Raw genomic sequence first — 16,558 nt, forward strand, 5'->3', positions numbered from 1 at the left:
CGACGCTTCCGTCGGCTCGTCGCGGAACCGGGCCTCCGGGGCGCGTCCGCGCCGCCCATGAACATCTTCCTCCGCGAGACTTGTTCTATTACTATGCGAACAAATGGAGGTGTTGTCATGCCGCGAACCCGGCACCTGCCCGTCAACGCTCGTCGCTCCCTGGTCACCGTCACACCGTCCCTCCTGGCCGCCGCCGGCGTCCTCTCCGCGTTCCTCTCCCTGCGCGACCGTCTGCCCGGGAGGATGGCCACCCACATAGGCCCGGGCGGGGAGGCCGACGGCTTCTCGGGGCAAGGATCCTTCCTCGCCGTCGCGTTGGGCGTGCTGATCGGTGACGCGGTGCTCTTCGGCGGGCTCGTCCACTGGATGCGGACGAACCCCGGACCTCAGCGGGTGATCGCCGTCATCGGCGGTGCCGTCGCCGTGCTGACCGGGTGGCTGGTCGTCGCCGTGCTGCTGGCCAACGCCGATGTCGACGACCCCGAGTCGGTCACCTTGCCCGGCCTTCAAGCCGCTCTCGCCTTCGGAGCCGCGGCGGTCTACGCGGCACTCGGCTGGCTGATCTGCGGCCGGGTCGAGGAGGGCGAGGCCTCTTCGGAGCCCCCGGCCGACGCCGCGCGCCTCTCGCTCGGCGCGTCCGAGACGGCCGTCTGGTCCCGCACCACCGGATCCCGGGTGCTGCCCGCCACCGGCGTACTCGTGCTGGCCGCCGGCCTCGTCGTGGGGATCACCACCGGGTGGCTGTCCGCCCTGCCCATGCTGGTCACCGGTGCCCCCCTGGCCCTGCTGACCGGGGCGCGCGTCACCGCCGACCGGCGCGGCATCACCGTGGCACCCACTTTCGCCTCCTGGCCCCGTCTCAACATCCCGCTGGAGCGCATCGCCGAAGCGGGCAACCGTCCCGTCAGCCCGTTCCGCGAATTCGGCGGCTGGGGCTACCGGATCCGCCCCGGGGCCAGCGGCATCGTGCTGCGCACCGGCGACGCCCTCGTCGCGACGCTCGCCACCGGCAAGGAGTTCGTCGTCACCGTGGACGACGCCGCCACCGCGGCGGCACTGCTCAACGCCCTGGCCGACCGCGAACGCCGGACTCCCGCCGGAGGGTGACCGTGCTCTTCCGTGTCGACCCCTCCCTGCCGCTCTCGCTCGGCGACCAGATCGCCGCCGCCGTCCGCGGCGCCATCGCCGACGGCTCCGTACACACCGGTGAACGTCTGCCTCCCGCCCGCGAGGTCGCCCGGTCGCTGGGTGTCAACATGCACACGGTACTGCGTGGTTACCAGCGGCTGCGCGACGAGGGGCTGATCGAGCTGCGCCGGGGCCGGGGAGCGGTCGTCACCGGAGGATCTCCCGCCGGACGGGCCCTGCTCGTCACCCAGGCCCGCCGGCTGGTCGCCGACGCCCGCGTGCTCGGACTGAGCGACGACGAGTTGCTCGCCCTCGTCCGAAAGTCCCTCACCGACGGAACCTGAACTTCCGTACATGGGCGCCGATTACGACATCAAGAACGCATAAGAAACCCCCGACGACCGGCGATCTTGCTTCCCGGCAGTGGAAAAGTTCCTCGCCGATGATCACGTGTCCCGTGGGCAGCCGACCGGTCGGCTGCCCACGGGACCGCCACACCACAGTCGAGGGGGAACTCCCATGAAGATGAACCGGCGCACCGCCGGCATCGTCGGTGGCCTGACGGCCGCGGCGGTCTGCTTCACCGGCGTCACGGCCGCCGCCGCACCGAGCACCACCGACCACGCCAGGACCGTCAAGGCCGCGCCCGCCAAGCCGGGCCCGAGCGCGACCGAGGACGGCAAGGCCGTCTTCAACGGCCTGTTCTTCGGCCAGGGCAAGGTCGGCGCCGACCTCGCCAAGAGCCCGATGTTCAGCGAGATGCGCAAGGAACTCGCCAAGGCCGACGCCAAGGACTCCGCACGCGTCGCCCGGGCGGTCGACGACGCCATCGAGGCGAAGTACCCCGGCTTCTTCGCCGGCTTCGCCAAGAAGACCCGCAGCGGTGACCCGCGCAAGGTCGAGTCCGCCGTCAACGACGCGCAGACCAAGCTGCTGTCGATCGCCGAGAAGACCGACGCCGAGGACTCGGCGCAGCCGGTCCGGAACGGCCAGATGTGCGGCACGTTCGTCGCCGTCGCCGGCGCGGTCGTCCACGTCGCCGCCGCCGTGACGGCCGCGGCCGCCGCGGTCACCGTGACCGTCGCGGTCGGCGCCAACTTCGTCAAGGCCAAGAACTGGTTCTGGAGCGTGGCGCCCCAGGGCGACGACACCGCCCTCGGCCACGACGAGGCCGTCGCCACCGTGACGAACATCCTCAAGGCCGCCTGACCCAGGCACGGCGGAACAGCATCTCCGTGGGCCGGGCCACGCCGGCCGCCCGGCCCACACCCAGACCACCCACGACCGGGATGACGACGTGATACGCCCCCAAGGAACCCCAGGGTTCCGCAATTCCCTCCGCAGAGCCACGCACGGGACCGCGCCGCACCGCGTCCAGGTCTCCGGGCGCTCGGTGCTCGCCGTTGCCGCCGTCTGGAGCGTGGTGTTCCTCTACGTGGCCCAGGTCCACGTGCCCAAGAACGTGATCTCCCTGCCCGGCCAGAAGCAGGCCCGCTCCACCGTCGCCGACGTCGCCCCGCAGGGCTGGGCGTTCTTCACCAAGTCGCCCCGGGACGTGGAGGTCCTGCCCTACCGGCAGGCCACGAACGACACCTGGACCTCCCTGGCCCTCACACCGCACTCCAGTCCCCGCAACGCCTTCGGCCTCGACCGCGCCTCCCGTTCCCAGGGCATCGAGATCTCCCTCCTGCTCAACCTGGCCGAGAAGAAGGACTGGAAGGAGTGCGAGGAGGAACTCGCCGACTGCCTGACCGGCGCCCGGCCCACCCGGAACGTCGACAACCCCTCCCCCGAACCGACGGTCTGCGGCCGCGTCGCGCTCGTCCAGGAGAAGCCCGTCCCCTGGGCCTGGCGCGACCTCGTCGACGAGCGCGCGACACCCGAGCGCTTCCTCACCCTGGACGTCATATGCTGACCCGCGCCCGCGGCATCCCGCTGCCCTGGAGCAACGCCTACGGGCTCGCCCGCACCCTGCTCGCCCTCGGGACGGCGGGCACGCTGGCCTTCAGCAGCACGGCCACCCTCTTCCGGCCCGTCGTGACAATCGGCGCGTACCCGTTGTGCCAGGGCATGAGGGCCGGCGGCGCGTTCTGCCTCGTACCCCGGGGACAGTTCGACCTGCTGCGATGGCTGTCCGTGGTGATCCTGCTGGTCGTCGCCTCCGGCTGGCGACCGCGGTTCACCGCCCTGCCGCACGCCTACATCAGCTTCAGCGTCTTCTCCGGCATCGCCATCGGTGACGGCGGCGACCAGATCACCTGGATCCTTTCCCTGCTGCTGGCGCTCGTCGCGCTCGGCGACGGACGACGCTGGCACTGGCAGACGCCCGAGAGCCCCGCGGCCGGCGTGCCGTCCACCCGTGCCACCCGCGGCTGGGCCCTCCTCGGCACCAGCGCGTGGACCGTCGCCCGCCTCCAGATGGCCTTCCTTTACTTCCAGGCGAGCGTGGCCAAACTCCCCCACACCGAATGGGCCGACGGCAGCGCCATGTACTACTGGGCGAACAACTCCTCGTTCGGTTTCCCCGAGTGGCTGCGCCCCCTGACCGACCCGGTCGTCCGCTCCCCCGCCGGTGTCGCCGCCCTGACCTGGGTGCCCGTCGCCCTGGAGCTCGCCCTGGCCGCGGCGCTCCTGATGCCGCAACGCAGACGGTGGGCGCTGCTGCCGCTGGGCATCGCGTTCCACCTCGGCATCGCCGTCCTGATGGGCCTGTGGAGTTTCGCCTTCGCCATGTGGGCCGGCCTCTTCCTCCTGCTGACCCCCGTCGGACACGGCTTCCCGCTGCTCGCCACCGGCCGTTCGCGACGGAAGGCGACGGCATGCGCCTCCGCGCCGCCGGACGACAACTCACCCGCGACCCCGGGGGCCGCCTCGCCGCCGACCGCACCTCGGCCGCTGGTCTCGTAGCCCGCGCCCGCGCATACGGCGGTGGGGCCGGGCTCCGCACCCGAGGAGGGTGTGGAGCCCGGCCCCATGCCGTGGAGGCTCAGGCGGCTTTGGCGAGCAGCTGGTCGGCGAGCTTGCGCAGGCGGCGGACCGTGCGCTCCTCCATGGCCACCGGGGCGGCCGGGGAGAGCGCGGTGCGGTCGTAGTAGGCACCCGGGACGACCTCGGTGGCCGGGTCGCACAGGCGCGCGACCCGCTGCGCGCCGTCGGCGGCGGGGTCGCCCTCGTGCGCGTAGAGCGGGAGCAGGGCCGTGTCGCAGATGCCGGGGTGGACGCTGACGGAGGTCCAGGGGGCCTTCTCACGGGCGGAGATCGTCAGGGCGAGCCGGGACTGGGCGTAGGCGGCGAGGCGGGAGTAGCGCTTGGCTCGATGGGGGTCGTCCCAGGAGATGGAGGCCGTGCGGTGCATGGCGGAGGAGACGTTGACGACACGGCTGCCCGGGCGGGCGGAGAGCGGTCCGGACAACTCGTGGGTGAGGAGATAGGCGGCCAGGAAGTTGACCTGGAGGGAGAGTTCGTTGCCGTCGGCGGTCATGGTGCGGTGTTCGGGGGCGACCAGGGCGGCGTTGTTGACGAGGACGTCCAGGGTGGGGTGTCCGTCGGCGACGCGGGCGGCCATGCTCCGTACCTCGTCGAGACGGGAGAAGTCCGCGACGGCGAGGCACAGGCGCGAGGCGTCGACGCCGGCGGCCACCAGCCGGTCGAGGGCGTCGCGCCCGGGCATCACGTCCGGCGCGTGCACGATGACGGTGCAGCCCCGGACCGCGAGCAATCGGGCGGTCTCCCAGCCGATGCCGGAGGTGGCACCGGTGACCAGCACGGTGCGGGGAGCGGGCGAGACAGAAGACATGACGATCCACTCCGGGATGTAGGCGAGCGCGACAGCGCTCCACCGGCGATGGGGGCTGTCGTGCGAACGGGAACGCGTCACCGGGCATTCGGGGAAGCGCCGGCGAGCGGGTGCAGGGAACAGGGAACCGACGCGGCCGACGTCAGCGGACCGCGGTCGGAAGTGCGGGGCGGAGCGCTCGGTGCGCCGCGCTCACCGCACGGGCGGCGAACAACGCGCGGGACCCGGTGGCGCCGTACGGGGCGGCCGGTCGCCATGGCGCGAGGAACTGTTCACGCCGTCCATTCAATGAGTCCGCCATCCCGGGTTCAACCAGCGCACCGCATTCCTGACGCCGCCCTTATGCGGGGCCGTCGGGGCCGCCGAGGGAGCCAAGGCGCCCGAATACCGCGAGACGGGGGGCGCTGACGGCGCGGCCGGCCGACGGGCACGGCACCTCGTCGACGGTCTCGGATCGGCAACGAGGTGGTCACAACAGTCGTCACGCATGGTGATCAACGGCTTCGCCAGTCATAGTGACCACTCACCACAGGTGAGGTAAGCCTCGCCTTATTCGATCGGAGAAGTGTGTCCACCGCCCTGCCCCACGACCCGCCGGCGCCCCTCCCGTCTCCCCGTCAGCGGGCGCCCGGCTGGGCGAGGAGCGTCCGGCGCACCCGGCCCGTGGGGCTGTACGACTCGTGGTGGACGGTCGCGGGGGCCGCGACGGCCGTGTGCGCGGCGTGGGGTGTCGCGGTCTGGGTGTCGGGACATCTGCGGGCGGACGCCTCGCTGCACACCACGGCACTCTTCGCGCACCTGGCGACGCTGGTGCTGGGCTTCGGAGCCGTGCTCGTCGCCGACTACTACGGCCTGCTGTGGATGATCGGCCGCATGACGCTGACGGACGCTCTCGACGGCGCGGCCCGGCTGCACACACCGATCTGGGCCGGCCTGACGGGGCTGGTCGGCAGCGGCATGCTGCTTCACCCGGACACCGCCTCGGCGCTCACTCGGGTCAAGCTGGCGATGGTGCTCCTGCTGTCCCTCAACGGGCTGCAGGCCGGCCTGCTGAACCGGCGCATGGCCGACCGGCGGCCCGGCGCACAGCCGCCGCGCCGTTTCCTGGTCTGGGGGGCCGGCACCGCCCTGGTGTCCCAGGTGTGCTGGTGGGGCGCGGTGATCATCGGCTTCCGCAACAGCCAGCGCTGAAGGCCGTGCCCTCGCCGGACGCCAAGACAGTGGCCATGACCGGCGAACCCTTCGCGATCCCGCCAAGACATCCGGCACCCGACAGGTGCCCGGTCGCGCGATCCGGCGGCCGCGGCGGTGGAGCCCCGCACCCCTGACGCCACGGATCCGCCGCCCGTACGCCCGGGCGCGGCTCCGCGCCAGGGCGCTGTGTCACGCGCCGTACGAGGTGCGTGTGAGGCGCCGGATATCTCGGAAATCCTTTTGGGGCGGGCGATTTCACCATGCCGAAACAGGCCGGTCCCGATTCAAAATCGGGAGCGACAGGACCCCCTCGCGAAGGTTATTGTCGTTGCCGGCGCCACCGTCGATTGCCGCCACCACATCGGCCCGCGCCCCGGGAAAAGCGGAGGATGAAGTCCGGGAGAGCCGGCAGGGCCGGGCGGCATTGGTGCCTCGATAGCGTCATCAGCCGGGTCGGAGACCTGCTCATGAAGTACAGCCGTTATTGCCGTTCCCTCTTGTCCACACCGGCGTCGGAAGTGGACCGGTACCCGAAGAGCCACCACTCGGGCGCCGATATGTGCGTCGTAGATCTAGAGGATTCCGTTCCGCACCGGGACAAGGAAAATGCCCGCCGCCAGGCCGAGTCGTTCTTCACCGCCCCCTCGGCCACGGCCACCCGGTGCGGGATTCGCATCAACTCCGTGACGGAGCCGGACGGGCTGCGTGACCTGCTGGCCCTGCGGCACTACACCGTCAAACCGGACGTCGTCGTGATCCCCAAGGTGGAGTCGGCGCGCGACATAGAGATCGTCGACCGCGTCCTGCACGGATCCTGCCCCACGACCCGGTTCTTCGCCGTGGTGGAGACACCGCGGGGCCTGGACAACGCCCGCCTGATCGCCGCCGCGTCGCCGCGCCTGCGCGCGCTGGTCTTCGGCGCGGCCGACTACTCGTTCGACATCGGGGCCCGGCTCGCCTGGGACCCCCTGCTCCATGCCCGCGCCCGGCTGGTCAACAGCGCCCGCGCCGCGGGCATCGACGTGGTGGACGCACCCTTCTTCGCGTTCGCCGACACCGCCGGACTCAAATACGAGGCGGCGCTCTCACGCGATCTCGGGTTCAGCGGGAAGATCGCCGTGCACCCTCGTCAGGTACCCGCCATCAACGAAGCCTTCTCGCCCGACGCCGAACTGCTGGAGAAGGCCCGCCGGGTCGTCGCGGCGGGCCGGGCGAGCGGCGAAGGCATCGCCGTCGTGGACGGCGTGATGGTGGGCACCCCCTTCTTCGAGGCGGCCCGACGGCTGGTCGAAGAATTCGGAACGAACGAATCAACCGCCCTTCCCTCGGTAAGCGGGAGTCAGCAGTGAGCATCGGAACGCACGAAATCCAGAACTGGCAAGGACCTCGGCAGTACCGCAACAGCGAGAAACTGCTGGCCTCCTCCGACCCCTATTGGCAGGCCGCCGCGGACCACGGTCTGATCGACATCCATGTCGAAGCCGAATCGAACAACCGGCTTTTCGTCCGGGAGACCGGTCATGAATTCATCAACATGTGCTCGTGCTCGTATCTGGGTCTGAACTACCACCCCAAGGTGGTCCAGGGAGCGATCGACGCCCTGGAGGAGGCCCGCAGCCTGGGCCTCTCGCTGGCCAACACGCGCATCCGGCACGACCTGCTGTTCCGTCTGGAGGAGGAGCTCGGCGACCTGTTCGGCGCGTACATCCTGCCCGGCGTCACCTGCAGCGTGCTCACCGCCGGGATCCTGCCGCTGCTGGCCTCCGGCCACCTGGCCCCGGGCGGCCCGCGCGTGATGGTCTTCGACCGCATGTGCCACTTCTCCATGGCGTACGTGAAACCGATCTGCGCGGACGAGACGCTGGTGCTGACCAGCCCGCACAACGACCTCGACTACCTCGAGGACGTCTGCCGCAAGTACCCGAACGTCGCCTACGTCGCGGACGGCGCGTACTCCATGGGCGGCGCGGCCGCCCTCGACGGACTGCGGGAACTCCAGGAGCGCTACGGACTCTTCCTCTACCTGGACGACTCCCACGGACTGTCCATCTTCGGCGAGCGCGGCGAGGGCTACGTCCGCTCCCACCTCGGCGTCAACCCCCTGACCATCCTCGTGGCGACCCTGAGCAAGGGGTTCGGCTGCGGCAGCGGGGCGGTGGCGATGCTGGGCGACCGCAAGGCCCAGAGCCTGCTCATGCGGCACGCGGGACCGGTCGGCTGGTCGTCGAACATGGAGATCCCCATCGTCGGCGCGGCGCTCGCCTCCGCCGAACTCCACCGCTCCAGCGAACTCGGCGAGCTGCAGCGCCGCCACCAGAGCAACATCGACTACTTCGACGAGCTGTTCCCCACCGCGCACGCGGGCAACGGCCTGCCCGTACGCCGGATCGATGTCGGGGACGCCGACCGGGCGGTGAAGCTCTCGGCCGAGCTGTACCGGCGCGGTTACTACAGCTCCGCGGTGTTCTTCCCGATCGTCCCGCGTGGCGAGGCCGGTCTGCGGATCATGCTCCGCGCGGACCTCGGCCGGGAACAGATCGCCGCCTTCGTCGAGGACGTCAAGGACGTCACGGGCGTCACGGGCGTCGGCGGCTGAGCCCTGAGCGGGAGAGTCCCGGGGACGCGGAGAGAGAGAAGGGGGAAGAGGGGGAGCATGGACGAACCATCGATCACCGGCTACCGGCGCGTGGGCGAGCAGCGGTACCGCGAGCAAGTCGGGTTCCACTTCGAGGACTTCACCGTCGGCGACGTCTTCGAGCACCGGCCCGGCCGCACGGTCACCGAGATGGACAACGTCCTGATGAGCATGCTCAGCATGAACGCCGCGCCGCTGCACATCGACGCGGCGTACTGCGCCGGGACCGCTTGGGGCCGCCCGCTGGTCTCCAGCCTGGTGACGCTGAGCATCGTGGGCGGCATGGCGGCGCGCAGCACCAGCGGGCGGGCGATCGCGAACCTGGGGTGGGAGCACATCCGGCTGCCCGCCCCGGTGTTCGCCGGCGACACGCTCTACGCGGAGAGCGAGATCCTCTCCAAACGCCTCTCGCGGAGCCGCCCCGGAGAGGGCATCGTGGGCTGTCGTACGACGGGGACCAAGTCGACCGGAGAGGTGGTGCTGACCTTCGAACGGAGCTTCCTCGTGCCGACACGCGAGAAGGACATCGGCGACCTGACAGGCTACTGACGAGCACCCCCACCGACCACGGACGGCCCACCGGCCGGCTACTGACAGGCTGCGGACACCCATGGGCAACCCCTACGGCAAGATCCTCTCCGTCGCCGGGGCACCCGGCTTCGTCGCGGCAGGCTTCGTGGCCCGGCTGGCGCACCTGATGACGGTGCTGGGCACGGTCTTCCTCGTCTCCTCGGTCACGGGCTCGTACGGTCTGGCCGGCCTGGTCTCGGCCGCGTACGCGCTCACGTACTCGGTGGCGAGTCCCCTGCTCAGCCGCCGCGTGGACCGGCAGCGGCAGAGCAGGGTGCTCGCCGTCACCACGCTCGCCAACGCGGTGAGCCGGGCCGGGTTCCTCGTCGCCGTCCGCCTGGAGGGCCCCGACTGGAGCCTGGTGCTGCTCTCCGCGCTGTCCGGCGGCACCATGCCGGCCATCGGCTCGCTGGTCCGCGCGCGCTGGAGTCACCTGCTGCACGGCTCGCCGCTGCTGCACGCCGCTCTGGCGTTCGAGTCGGTGGTGGACGAGGTGATCCTCGTCGCCGGTCCGATCGCGGTGGCCGTGCTGGTCACCGGTGTCGACCCCATGGCGGGGCTGGTGCTGGCCCTGGTCTGCACGGTCGTCGGGCAGACCGCGCTGGCCCTCCAGCGGGGCACCGAGCCGCCGGTCGCCGACGCGGGGCGGCACGGGCGCGGCACCGCGCTGACGACACCGGGCCTTCCCTGGCTGATGGTCACCTTCATCGCCGTGGGGACGGCCGGGAGCGTCATCGACCTGGGGGTCGTGGCGTTCACGGAGGAGCACGGGGCGAGGGCGGCGAGCGGATGGGTCCTCGGACTCCTCGCGCTGGGCAGTGCCGTGGCCGGTCTCTGGTACGGCGCCCGCCCGTGGTCGTCCCCGCCGGAGCGCCGGCTGGCCGCCACGCTGCCGCTGTTCACGGGCGGCACGCTGCTGTTCGCCGTCGCACCCGGCGTGGCCTTCCTGTTCCCGGCGGCGGTCCTGCTGGGGCTGACCATGGCCCCGGCGCTGATCGCCGGATTCTCGGCGGTCGAACGCCATGTGCCCCGGCACCGGCTCACCGAGGGAATGGCCCTGGTCACCACCTCGATGGGCATCGGCATCTCCCTCGGCTCCGCGACGGCGGGCAAGGCCGTGGACCTGTGGGGCCCGCGGGCGGCCCTGGGGTGGGCCGGCTGCTGGGCCGCGGCGGCGGCACTCGCCGGCCTGGTGACGGCCCGGCGCCTACGCCGGGCGACCGCGGCCGCCGGGGAACGTGAACACGCCCGGACGGGGTGAGCGCCGGGCGGGGGTGCCCCGGGGCGGCGAGGCCGTCGGGTCAGCGGACGACCTTGATGCCGAAGTGGGTGCCGAAGCCCAGGGCGAAGCCGATGGCTGAGTGCATGTGGGAGTACATCTCCATGCCTCGGGCGCACACGAGGGGGCCGAGGTCGAGGACGTCGTTCCAGCCGTAGGCCTCGAGCAGGTCGGTGACGGTCCGCTTGGCGTCGGCGTGCTCGCCCGCGATGAACATGGTGTGCTCACCACCGCCGACGGCCTTCGGGTCGACGACGGTGGCCTGCTCCTGGGTGACGAACGCCTTGACGACCTTCGTGTCCGGCAGCGCGCGCTGGATCCGCTCGCCGAGGCTGTCGATGTCGCACGGGTCGAGCCTGGGCATCACGCCCCACGGGGTGGGCCACGGGTGCTCGAGGTCGGGGTTGTAGACGAAGGGCACCGCGTAGTCGACGAGCGTCTTGCCCGCCAGTTGCCCGGCCGCGGCCGACAGGGCGGCGACCGCGTTGTGGCCGTCGATGCCGTTGATGACCAGCTCGGCCCGCTCGGCCGCGTCCGCGAAGGTGTGCAGCTCGACGCCGGGGTGCTCGGCGAGGAAGGACGCGAACGGCGGGGTGCCCATCATGTCGGGCTCGGTGCGCGCCAGGGTGGCCTTCGGGTCGCGGGTGCCGACGTGGACCTCGTGCCCGAGCTCGACGAGCTTGGCGATGTGGGCGCGGGCGCCGCCACCGGTACCGAGAACAGCGATTTTCATGGAATCCTCCTGTTTTGTGAGTGCGGATGTCTCCACACTAGGAGGACTTCAGGACAGCCTGTGTCCTTTGACGCGGGCAGAGTGGAGATCATGACGAGCGACATGACCGCCCGCGTACTGCGGCTGCTGTCCCTGCTGCAGACCCGGCGCGAATGGTCCGGCGCCGACCTCGCCGACCGCCTGGACGTCACCGTGCGCACGGTCCGCCGCGACATCGACCGCCTGCGTGAACTGGGCTATCCGGTCGACAGCGCCCGCGGACACACCGGTGGCTACCGCCTGGCCCCCGGCGCCGAACTGCCACCCCTCCTCCTCGACGACGACGAAGCCGTCGCGATCACGGTGGCCCTGCGCACCGCCGCCGGCGGCCTGACCGGCATCGAGGAGAGCGCGCTGCGGGCCCTGGCCAAGCTGGAGCAGGTGCTGCCTCGCCGCCTGCGCGGCCGGATCGCCGCCCTGCAGGGTTCTCTGGCCGGTATCACATGGGAGTCCCGCGGGCCGCGCGCCGATCCGGCCCTCCTCGCGGCCCTGGCCGTCGCCTGCCGTGACCACGAGATCGTCGCCTTTGACTACGCCGACCGCCACGGTGCGACGACCTCGCGCCGGGCCGAGCCCTGTCATCTGGTCGACTCCGGGGGCCTGTGGTACCTCCTCGCCCACGACACGGGCAAGGACGACTGGCGGATCTTCCGCCTCGACCGCATCAGCGACCCCGCGCCCACCGGCCGGCGGGTCCCGCCACGCGAGATTCCCGGCGCCGACCCCGCCGCCTTCGTCGCCGCCCGGCTGTCGGCCGCTCCGACCCGCTACCGCGCCGTCGCCACCGTCCGCGCCCCCGCCGACCACGTCCGCGCCCGCACCCGGTACCTGGGCACCCGCGTCCAGCCCGTCGACGGGGCGTCCTGCCGGGTCGACGCCTCCGACGACAGCCTCCCCCGTATCGCCCGGACCCTCGCCGGCCTCGACACCGACTACACCCTCGACGCCGACCCCGACGTCCTCGACCACCTCCGCGAGACCGCCCACCGGACCTTGCGCGCCACGCGCTGACCCGGACGGCGGCTCTACAGACGCGTCACCCGCCGGAGCGGTCCGGACTCCGGGCGTGAGCCGCCCGCCGCCGCGAGAGGGCCGCGGCGGAACGGATGCGCACGCCCTCGTCTCAGAGCATGATGAGCAGGCGCGTATTCGGCTTGAGCTTCCTGTTCACCGAACGGCTCTGGACGTAGACCTCCAGCTTGGGGTTGTTCCCCGCCTTCACCGAGACGGTCCCCTGGATACCCGTACCGAACAGGAGGTTGCGCGCCGCGTCGCCCGTGTAGGCGCGGTCGGTGTCCTTCTCCACCACGATGACCTCCTTGTTCGGCTGGACCTGGGCGCGGGCGCCCAACTGGTAGTAGCAGGCGCCGCGTTCGTACGTCACGCCGGGGTGCGAGTCGACGAAGGGGCGGATCTCGGCCTCCTTGTCGACCTTCAGGAGCCGGTACTTGTTCGCCGGGATCGGTTCGAGGTTCGCCCGCACCTCGTCGATCGATATGTCCTGGCCGACGGCGAACAGATTCCTCGTGCCGCGCATGCCCTGCTCACGGGCCCGGAGGAAGCTGGTGGCGGCGGCGCGCACGGTGCCTATGGCCTCCTCGACGCCCTCCTGGGAATCCGCGTCCCAGATGGCGATGTTTCCGGCCGGGAAGCCGTAGTTCTGCGCGGTCCGCTTCGCCAGGGAGTTGGGAACGAGGATCGCGGAAGTCCAGTGGCCCGGAAGGCCGCCCATCTTCGCCGAGATCCTGTCGAGCCACGGACCGAGGACGGCCATGTCGCCGTCGTGCCGCCTGTCGCCGCCGGAGGCGTTCTCCTCACCGTCCGTCACCACGATCTGGAGGAAGCTGTGCTCACCGTATTCCTCCCAAATGTGCCCGAGGTCGTCCAGGGACTTCAGGGATGCCTCGATGAGAGCCGTGGCGCCGTTGTTGACGCGGTACAGGCCCCGCATGGACGGCAGATGCTTCACGTCCATGTCCCACACCAGGTTCTCCACCTTGTGGTCGAACGAATAGAGGCTGATCCGGGTCTCGTGGCCGAGGCTGTCCGACTCGGCCTTCAGTCCCGAAACGAACTCGTCGACCACACGCACGAGTTGACTCTGGTGCGGACGCATGGAACCCGAACAGTCCACGACCAGCGCGACGTGATTCACCTTGTGCTGGATCTTGTTTGCGGACATGCTTCTGCTCCTTCTCCGAGGCTTGCCGAGGTGTTTTCACTCTATGAGGAGGCACTGACAACGGCCCTGGACGCACGGCGCCCGCTCACCGCATCAGCACGCCCCCCGACGCCGTGTCGCCGGAACAGCGTCCGCGTCACCGGGGCAGGCGTTCACGGCCGTTCGGCGTGCCGTACGGTTGCTCAGGCCCACAGTCGCTCTACAAGGACGTCAGCACCTCATGCGCGCCACCACTCTGCACGGCCCCTACGACATCCGCGTCGAGGAGGTACCCGACGCCCGCGTACAGGCGCCTCACGACGCCGTGGTCCAGGTGTTGCGCGCCTGTGTCTGCGGCAGCGACCTGTGGGCCTACCGGGGGGAGAGCGCCCGTCAGCCGGGGCAGCGCATCGGCCACGAGTTCCTCGGCACGGTCGTGGAGACGGGCTCCGAGGTGGGTACGGTACGCCCCGGTGACCTGGTCGTCGCTCCGTTCACCTGGGCGGACGGGGTCTGCGGGTTCTGCGCCGAGGGCTTGCCCACCTCGTGTGCCAATGGAGGGTTCTGGGGGTCCGTCGGCTCCGACGGAGGGCAGGGAGAAGCGGTCCGGGTCCCCTACGCCGACGGCACACTGGTGAGGCTGCCCGGTGAGGCCGCGTCCGACGACCGGTTGCTGACCGCCCTGCTCGCCCTGTCCGACGTCATGGGCACCGGCCACCACGCGGCCGTGAGCGCCGGCGTCCGGCCCGGCGCCACCGTCGCCGTGGTGGGTGACGGCGCGGTGGGGCTCTGTGCGGTACTGGCCGCCCGCCGCCTGGGGGCGGAGCGTGTCGTCATGCTCGGCAGGCACACCGCGCGGACCCGGGTGGCACGGTCCTTCGGTGCCACCGATGTCGTCGCCGAGCGCGGTGAGGCCGCGGTGGCGGCCGTACGCGAGCTGACCGGCGGCCATGGCGCGCACGCGGTCGTGGAGGCGGTCGGTACCGAGCAGTCGATGAAGACCGCGGTCGGCATCGCCCGGCCGGGCGGGGCCGTCGGATGGGTGGGGGTTCCGCACGGCAGCGGCGCGGGGCTGGACATGGGGCTGCTGTTCAAGCACAACATCGCCCTGCGCGGCGGGATCGCCCCCGTACGCACGTATCTCCCGCAGCTGCTGCCTGACGTACTGTCCGGCGCGCTGGACCCTTCCCCGGTCTTCGACCTGTCCGTCGGCCTCGCGGAGGTCGCCGACGGGTACCGGGCCATGGACGAGCGCACCGCCCTCAAGGCGCTCGTCACCTTCTGACCCGTGCCCCCTGACCCGGCTTCAGGTCTGGTCCTGACTCCTGTTCAGGACCGGACGACCCCTGTTCAGGACCGGACGCGGCCCGCTCCGCGGAGCTACCAGGACACGGGCAGGGCGTGCACGCCGTAGAAGCCCGAGTCGGCGGCCAGCGGCACGTCCTCGACGGGAACGGCCAGCTCCAGGCCGGGGAACCCCGAGACGAGGGCGCCGAGGCCGATCTCGAGCTCGGCCCGGGCGAGGTTCTGGCCGACGCACTGGTGCATGCCGTAGCCGAAGGCGACATGGCCACGGGCCCGGCGGGTGACGTCGAGGACGTCGGGGTCGTCGAACGCCTCCGGGTCACGATTGGCGGCCGGCAGGGAGAGCGTGACGGACTCGCCCGCGCGGATCAGCCGCCCTTCGAGCTCGACGTCCTCCAGCGGCGTCCTGGGGACGCCGAAGTGGAAGATGGTGAGGTAGCGCAGCAACTCCTCGACGGCTCCGGGCAGGAGGCCGGGGTCCGCGCGCAGTGCCGCGAGCTGTCCCGGGTGGGTCAGCAGGGCCAGTGTCCCGAGGCCGAGCATGCCGGCCGTGGTCTCGTGCCCCGCGGTCAGCAGCAGGACGCCGAGGCCGGCGATCTCCTGGTCGCCGAGCCCCCCGTCCGCGACGAGCTTGCCCAGCAGGTCGTCGCTGGGGTGACGGTGCCGGTGGCGCACGAGGTCCAGGAGCAGGGCGTCGAGTTCGGCCATCGCCTCGGCCGCCTGCTCGGCGGTGACCTCCAGGCTGAAGAGCACGGCGCTGGCCCGCTGGAACCCGGCGCGGCTCCCGTAGGGCACGCCGAGGAGTTCACAGATCGTCAGGGAGGGGACGGGCAGGGCGAAGGAGGCCACGAGGTCGGCGGGCGGACCGGTCTCGCGCATCGCCCGGAGGTGGTCGTCGACGATCTCCTGGACGCGTGGCCGCAGCCGGTCGACCGCCCTCATCGTGAAACGGCCGCTGAGGGGGCGCCGGATGCGGGTGTGCTCGGGGCGGTCCATGTCGACGAGCCAGCCGGGCAGGGCGGGCTCGCCGATGAAGGGGTCCGCGCCCGGCCGGGGAGCCGGTACCCGCTTCAGCTCGGAGCGGGCGCTGAAGCGCGGGTCGGCCAGTACGGAGCGCACCAGGGAGTGCCGGGTGATCAGCCATCCCACATGGCCGTCGGGGTACCGCAGCCGGTGCAGAGGGGCCGTTCCGTTCAGCCGGGTCAGGCTCCCGGGAGGGTCGAGCGGCCGCTCCCGCCGGGTGGGGAGGGTGAGGGGGCACCCCGCGGCGGGCGGGGAGGGGTGGAGGTGGCCGGCCGACGGCCCGTGTTCACTCATACGGTTTCCCTCCGGGGCGGCCGGTGTCCGGCGCTTCCCCCCGCGGCATTTTCAGCGGACAACCATGCAGAGGCCACGGACCGTGCGCGAACGAGGCGAGGAGCCGGGGCCGGATGGCGGCAACACGGCTTACTCCGGAGCCGCATCGAATACTTCGCGATCTTAACAGTTTGCCGAATGATGACCAAACGATGGCTGTTGCACCGACCTTTGGCAGCACCTCCGAGAGAGCGCCCGTCCGACACGGGACGGAGGTTGACGGTTCCTCGGAAGTTCTGTAAAGCTGACCCCGGTCGATCGCGACCACACCGCGCTGACCTGCACAGATCAGAGCCAGCGCCTCACCCTTCGCGTATATTGCCGAGCTTTGGCCCCGCATATTCCGCAGGGAATTCTATTTG

The 16,558-nt window shown here is 71.3% G+C and carries 16 protein-coding genes; 12 read left to right on the forward strand and 4 right to left on the reverse strand.

The features are described 5' to 3' along the window. The first annotated feature begins 117 nt into the window (after positions 1-117). The 5 genes from LUZ64_RS24130 to LUZ64_RS24150 all read left to right on the forward strand — a co-directional run bounded on the left by LUZ64_RS24130 (position 118) and on the right by LUZ64_RS24150 (position 4,035). Complete coding sequence (locus LUZ64_RS24130; RefSeq protein WP_095581112.1) at positions 118-1,107, forward strand: hypothetical protein; 990 nt, start codon at positions 118-120, stop codon at positions 1,105-1,107. Positions 1,108-1,109: 2 nt separating this feature from the next. Beyond that, the gene (locus tag LUZ64_RS24135) at positions 1,110-1,472 is read left to right on the forward strand and encodes a GntR family transcriptional regulator (RefSeq protein ID WP_095581111.1); all 363 of its coding nucleotides are present in this window, start codon (positions 1,110-1,112) and stop codon (positions 1,470-1,472) included. Positions 1,473-1,647: 175 nt separating this feature from the next. Then, positions 1,648-2,337 carry a sporulation delaying protein family toxin gene (locus tag LUZ64_RS24140; protein WP_095581110.1) on the forward strand — a complete coding sequence of 230 codons (690 nt, stop codon included), beginning with the start codon at positions 1,648-1,650 and terminating at the stop codon, positions 2,335-2,337. An 88-nt stretch (positions 2,338-2,425) separates the two neighbouring features. Continuing rightward, entirely contained in the window at positions 2,426-3,043 is a 618-nt protein-coding gene (locus LUZ64_RS24145; RefSeq protein ID WP_232398728.1) for an SdpA family antimicrobial peptide system protein, read from the forward strand. Next, positions 3,037-4,035, forward strand: a complete 999-nt coding sequence (locus tag LUZ64_RS24150) for a sporulation-delaying protein SdpB family protein (RefSeq protein ID WP_095581108.1) — start codon at positions 3,037-3,039, stop codon at positions 4,033-4,035. Before LUZ64_RS24145 ends, LUZ64_RS24150 begins: the two co-directional genes overlap by 7 nt. Before the next feature lie 79 nt (positions 4,036-4,114). Here LUZ64_RS24150 and LUZ64_RS24155 read toward each other — a convergent pair whose 3' ends face one another. Then, entirely contained in the window at positions 4,115-4,924 is an 810-nt protein-coding gene (locus LUZ64_RS24155) for an SDR family NAD(P)-dependent oxidoreductase (RefSeq protein WP_095581107.1), read from the reverse strand. Between the two features lie 567 nt (positions 4,925-5,491). Between LUZ64_RS24155 and LUZ64_RS24160 the strand changes: the two genes are divergently transcribed. The 5 genes from LUZ64_RS24160 to LUZ64_RS24180 all read left to right on the forward strand — a co-directional run bounded on the left by LUZ64_RS24160 (position 5,492) and on the right by LUZ64_RS24180 (position 10,584). Further along, on the forward strand, positions 5,492-6,115 hold the full coding sequence (locus tag LUZ64_RS24160; protein WP_232398730.1) for a hypothetical protein: 624 nt from the start codon (positions 5,492-5,494) through the stop codon (positions 6,113-6,115). 470 nt (positions 6,116-6,585) lie between these two features. Beyond that, positions 6,586-7,467 (forward strand): HpcH/HpaI aldolase/citrate lyase family protein, encoded by an 882-nt coding sequence (locus tag LUZ64_RS24165; RefSeq protein ID WP_095581106.1) that lies wholly within the window; start codon positions 6,586-6,588, stop codon positions 7,465-7,467. Then, entirely contained in the window at positions 7,464-8,714 is a 1,251-nt protein-coding gene (locus LUZ64_RS24170; RefSeq protein ID WP_211305003.1) for an 8-amino-7-oxononanoate synthase family protein, read from the forward strand. Before LUZ64_RS24165 ends, LUZ64_RS24170 begins: the two co-directional genes overlap by 4 nt. A gap of 57 nt (positions 8,715-8,771) precedes the next feature. Further along, positions 8,772-9,302 (forward strand): MaoC family dehydratase, encoded by a 531-nt coding sequence (locus LUZ64_RS24175; protein ID WP_095581105.1) that lies wholly within the window; start codon positions 8,772-8,774, stop codon positions 9,300-9,302. Positions 9,303-9,363: 61 nt separating this feature from the next. Continuing rightward, the gene (locus tag LUZ64_RS24180; protein ID WP_095581104.1) at positions 9,364-10,584 is read left to right on the forward strand and encodes an MFS transporter; all 1,221 of its coding nucleotides are present in this window, start codon (positions 9,364-9,366) and stop codon (positions 10,582-10,584) included. A gap of 40 nt (positions 10,585-10,624) precedes the next feature. On the opposite strand, the gene LUZ64_RS24185 is transcribed toward LUZ64_RS24180, so the two are convergent. After that, entirely contained in the window at positions 10,625-11,335 is a 711-nt protein-coding gene (locus LUZ64_RS24185) for an NADPH-dependent F420 reductase (protein WP_095581103.1), read from the reverse strand. A 90-nt stretch (positions 11,336-11,425) separates the two neighbouring features. On the opposite strand from LUZ64_RS24185, the gene LUZ64_RS24190 reads away from it, so the two are divergent. Further along, the gene (locus tag LUZ64_RS24190; protein WP_095581117.1) at positions 11,426-12,385 is read left to right on the forward strand and encodes a helix-turn-helix transcriptional regulator; all 960 of its coding nucleotides are present in this window, start codon (positions 11,426-11,428) and stop codon (positions 12,383-12,385) included. 112 nt (positions 12,386-12,497) lie between these two features. Here LUZ64_RS24190 and LUZ64_RS24195 read toward each other — a convergent pair whose 3' ends face one another. Continuing rightward, a complete protein-coding gene (locus tag LUZ64_RS24195) occupies positions 12,498-13,556 on the reverse strand; it encodes a vWA domain-containing protein (RefSeq protein ID WP_095581102.1) in 1,059 nt (352 codons plus the stop codon). Positions 13,557-13,776: 220 nt separating this feature from the next. On the opposite strand from LUZ64_RS24195, the gene LUZ64_RS24200 reads away from it, so the two are divergent. Beyond that, positions 13,777-14,820 carry a zinc-dependent alcohol dehydrogenase family protein gene (locus LUZ64_RS24200; RefSeq protein ID WP_095581101.1) on the forward strand — a complete coding sequence of 348 codons (1,044 nt, stop codon included), beginning with the start codon at positions 13,777-13,779 and terminating at the stop codon, positions 14,818-14,820. A gap of 95 nt (positions 14,821-14,915) precedes the next feature. On the opposite strand, the gene LUZ64_RS24205 is transcribed toward LUZ64_RS24200, so the two are convergent. Further along, complete coding sequence (locus tag LUZ64_RS24205; protein ID WP_232398732.1) at positions 14,916-16,157, reverse strand: cytochrome P450; 1,242 nt, start codon at positions 16,155-16,157, stop codon at positions 14,916-14,918. Positions 16,158-16,558 lie beyond the last annotated feature (401 nt).

The sequence above is a fragment of the Streptomyces albireticuli genome, assembly GCF_021228125.1.
Classification (GTDB): domain Bacteria; phylum Actinomycetota; class Actinomycetes; order Streptomycetales; family Streptomycetaceae; genus Streptomyces; species Streptomyces albireticuli.

Bases quoted from the DNA above. Each gene is read 5' to 3' on its own strand.
- LUZ64_RS24130 (WP_095581112.1), top strand. From the start codon at position 118: ATGCCGCGAACCCGGCACCTGCCCGTCAACGCTCGTCGCTCCCTGGTC.
- LUZ64_RS24140 (WP_095581110.1), top strand. From the start codon at position 1,648: ATGAAGATGAACCGGCGCACCGCCGGCATCGTCGGTGGCCTGACGGCC.
- LUZ64_RS24150 (WP_095581108.1), top strand. From the start codon at position 3,037: ATGCTGACCCGCGCCCGCGGCATCCCGCTGCCCTGGAGCAACGCCTAC.
- LUZ64_RS24155 (WP_095581107.1), bottom strand. From the start codon at position 4,924: ATGTCTTCTGTCTCGCCCGCTCCCCGCACCGTGCTGGTCACCGGTGCC.
- LUZ64_RS24165 (WP_095581106.1), top strand. From the start codon at position 6,586: ATGAAGTACAGCCGTTATTGCCGTTCCCTCTTGTCCACACCGGCGTCG.
- LUZ64_RS24175 (WP_095581105.1), top strand. From the start codon at position 8,772: ATGGACGAACCATCGATCACCGGCTACCGGCGCGTGGGCGAGCAGCGG.
- LUZ64_RS24180 (WP_095581104.1), top strand. From the start codon at position 9,364: ATGGGCAACCCCTACGGCAAGATCCTCTCCGTCGCCGGGGCACCCGGC.
- LUZ64_RS24185 (WP_095581103.1), bottom strand. From the start codon at position 11,335: ATGAAAATCGCTGTTCTCGGTACCGGTGGCGGCGCCCGCGCCCACATC.
- LUZ64_RS24190 (WP_095581117.1), top strand. From the start codon at position 11,426: ATGACGAGCGACATGACCGCCCGCGTACTGCGGCTGCTGTCCCTGCTG.
- LUZ64_RS24195 (WP_095581102.1), bottom strand. From the start codon at position 13,556: ATGTCCGCAAACAAGATCCAGCACAAGGTGAATCACGTCGCGCTGGTC.
- LUZ64_RS24200 (WP_095581101.1), top strand. From the start codon at position 13,777: ATGCGCGCCACCACTCTGCACGGCCCCTACGACATCCGCGTCGAGGAG.
- LUZ64_RS24205 (WP_232398732.1), bottom strand. From the start codon at position 16,157: ATGAGTGAACACGGGCCGTCGGCCGGCCACCTCCACCCCTCCCCGCCC.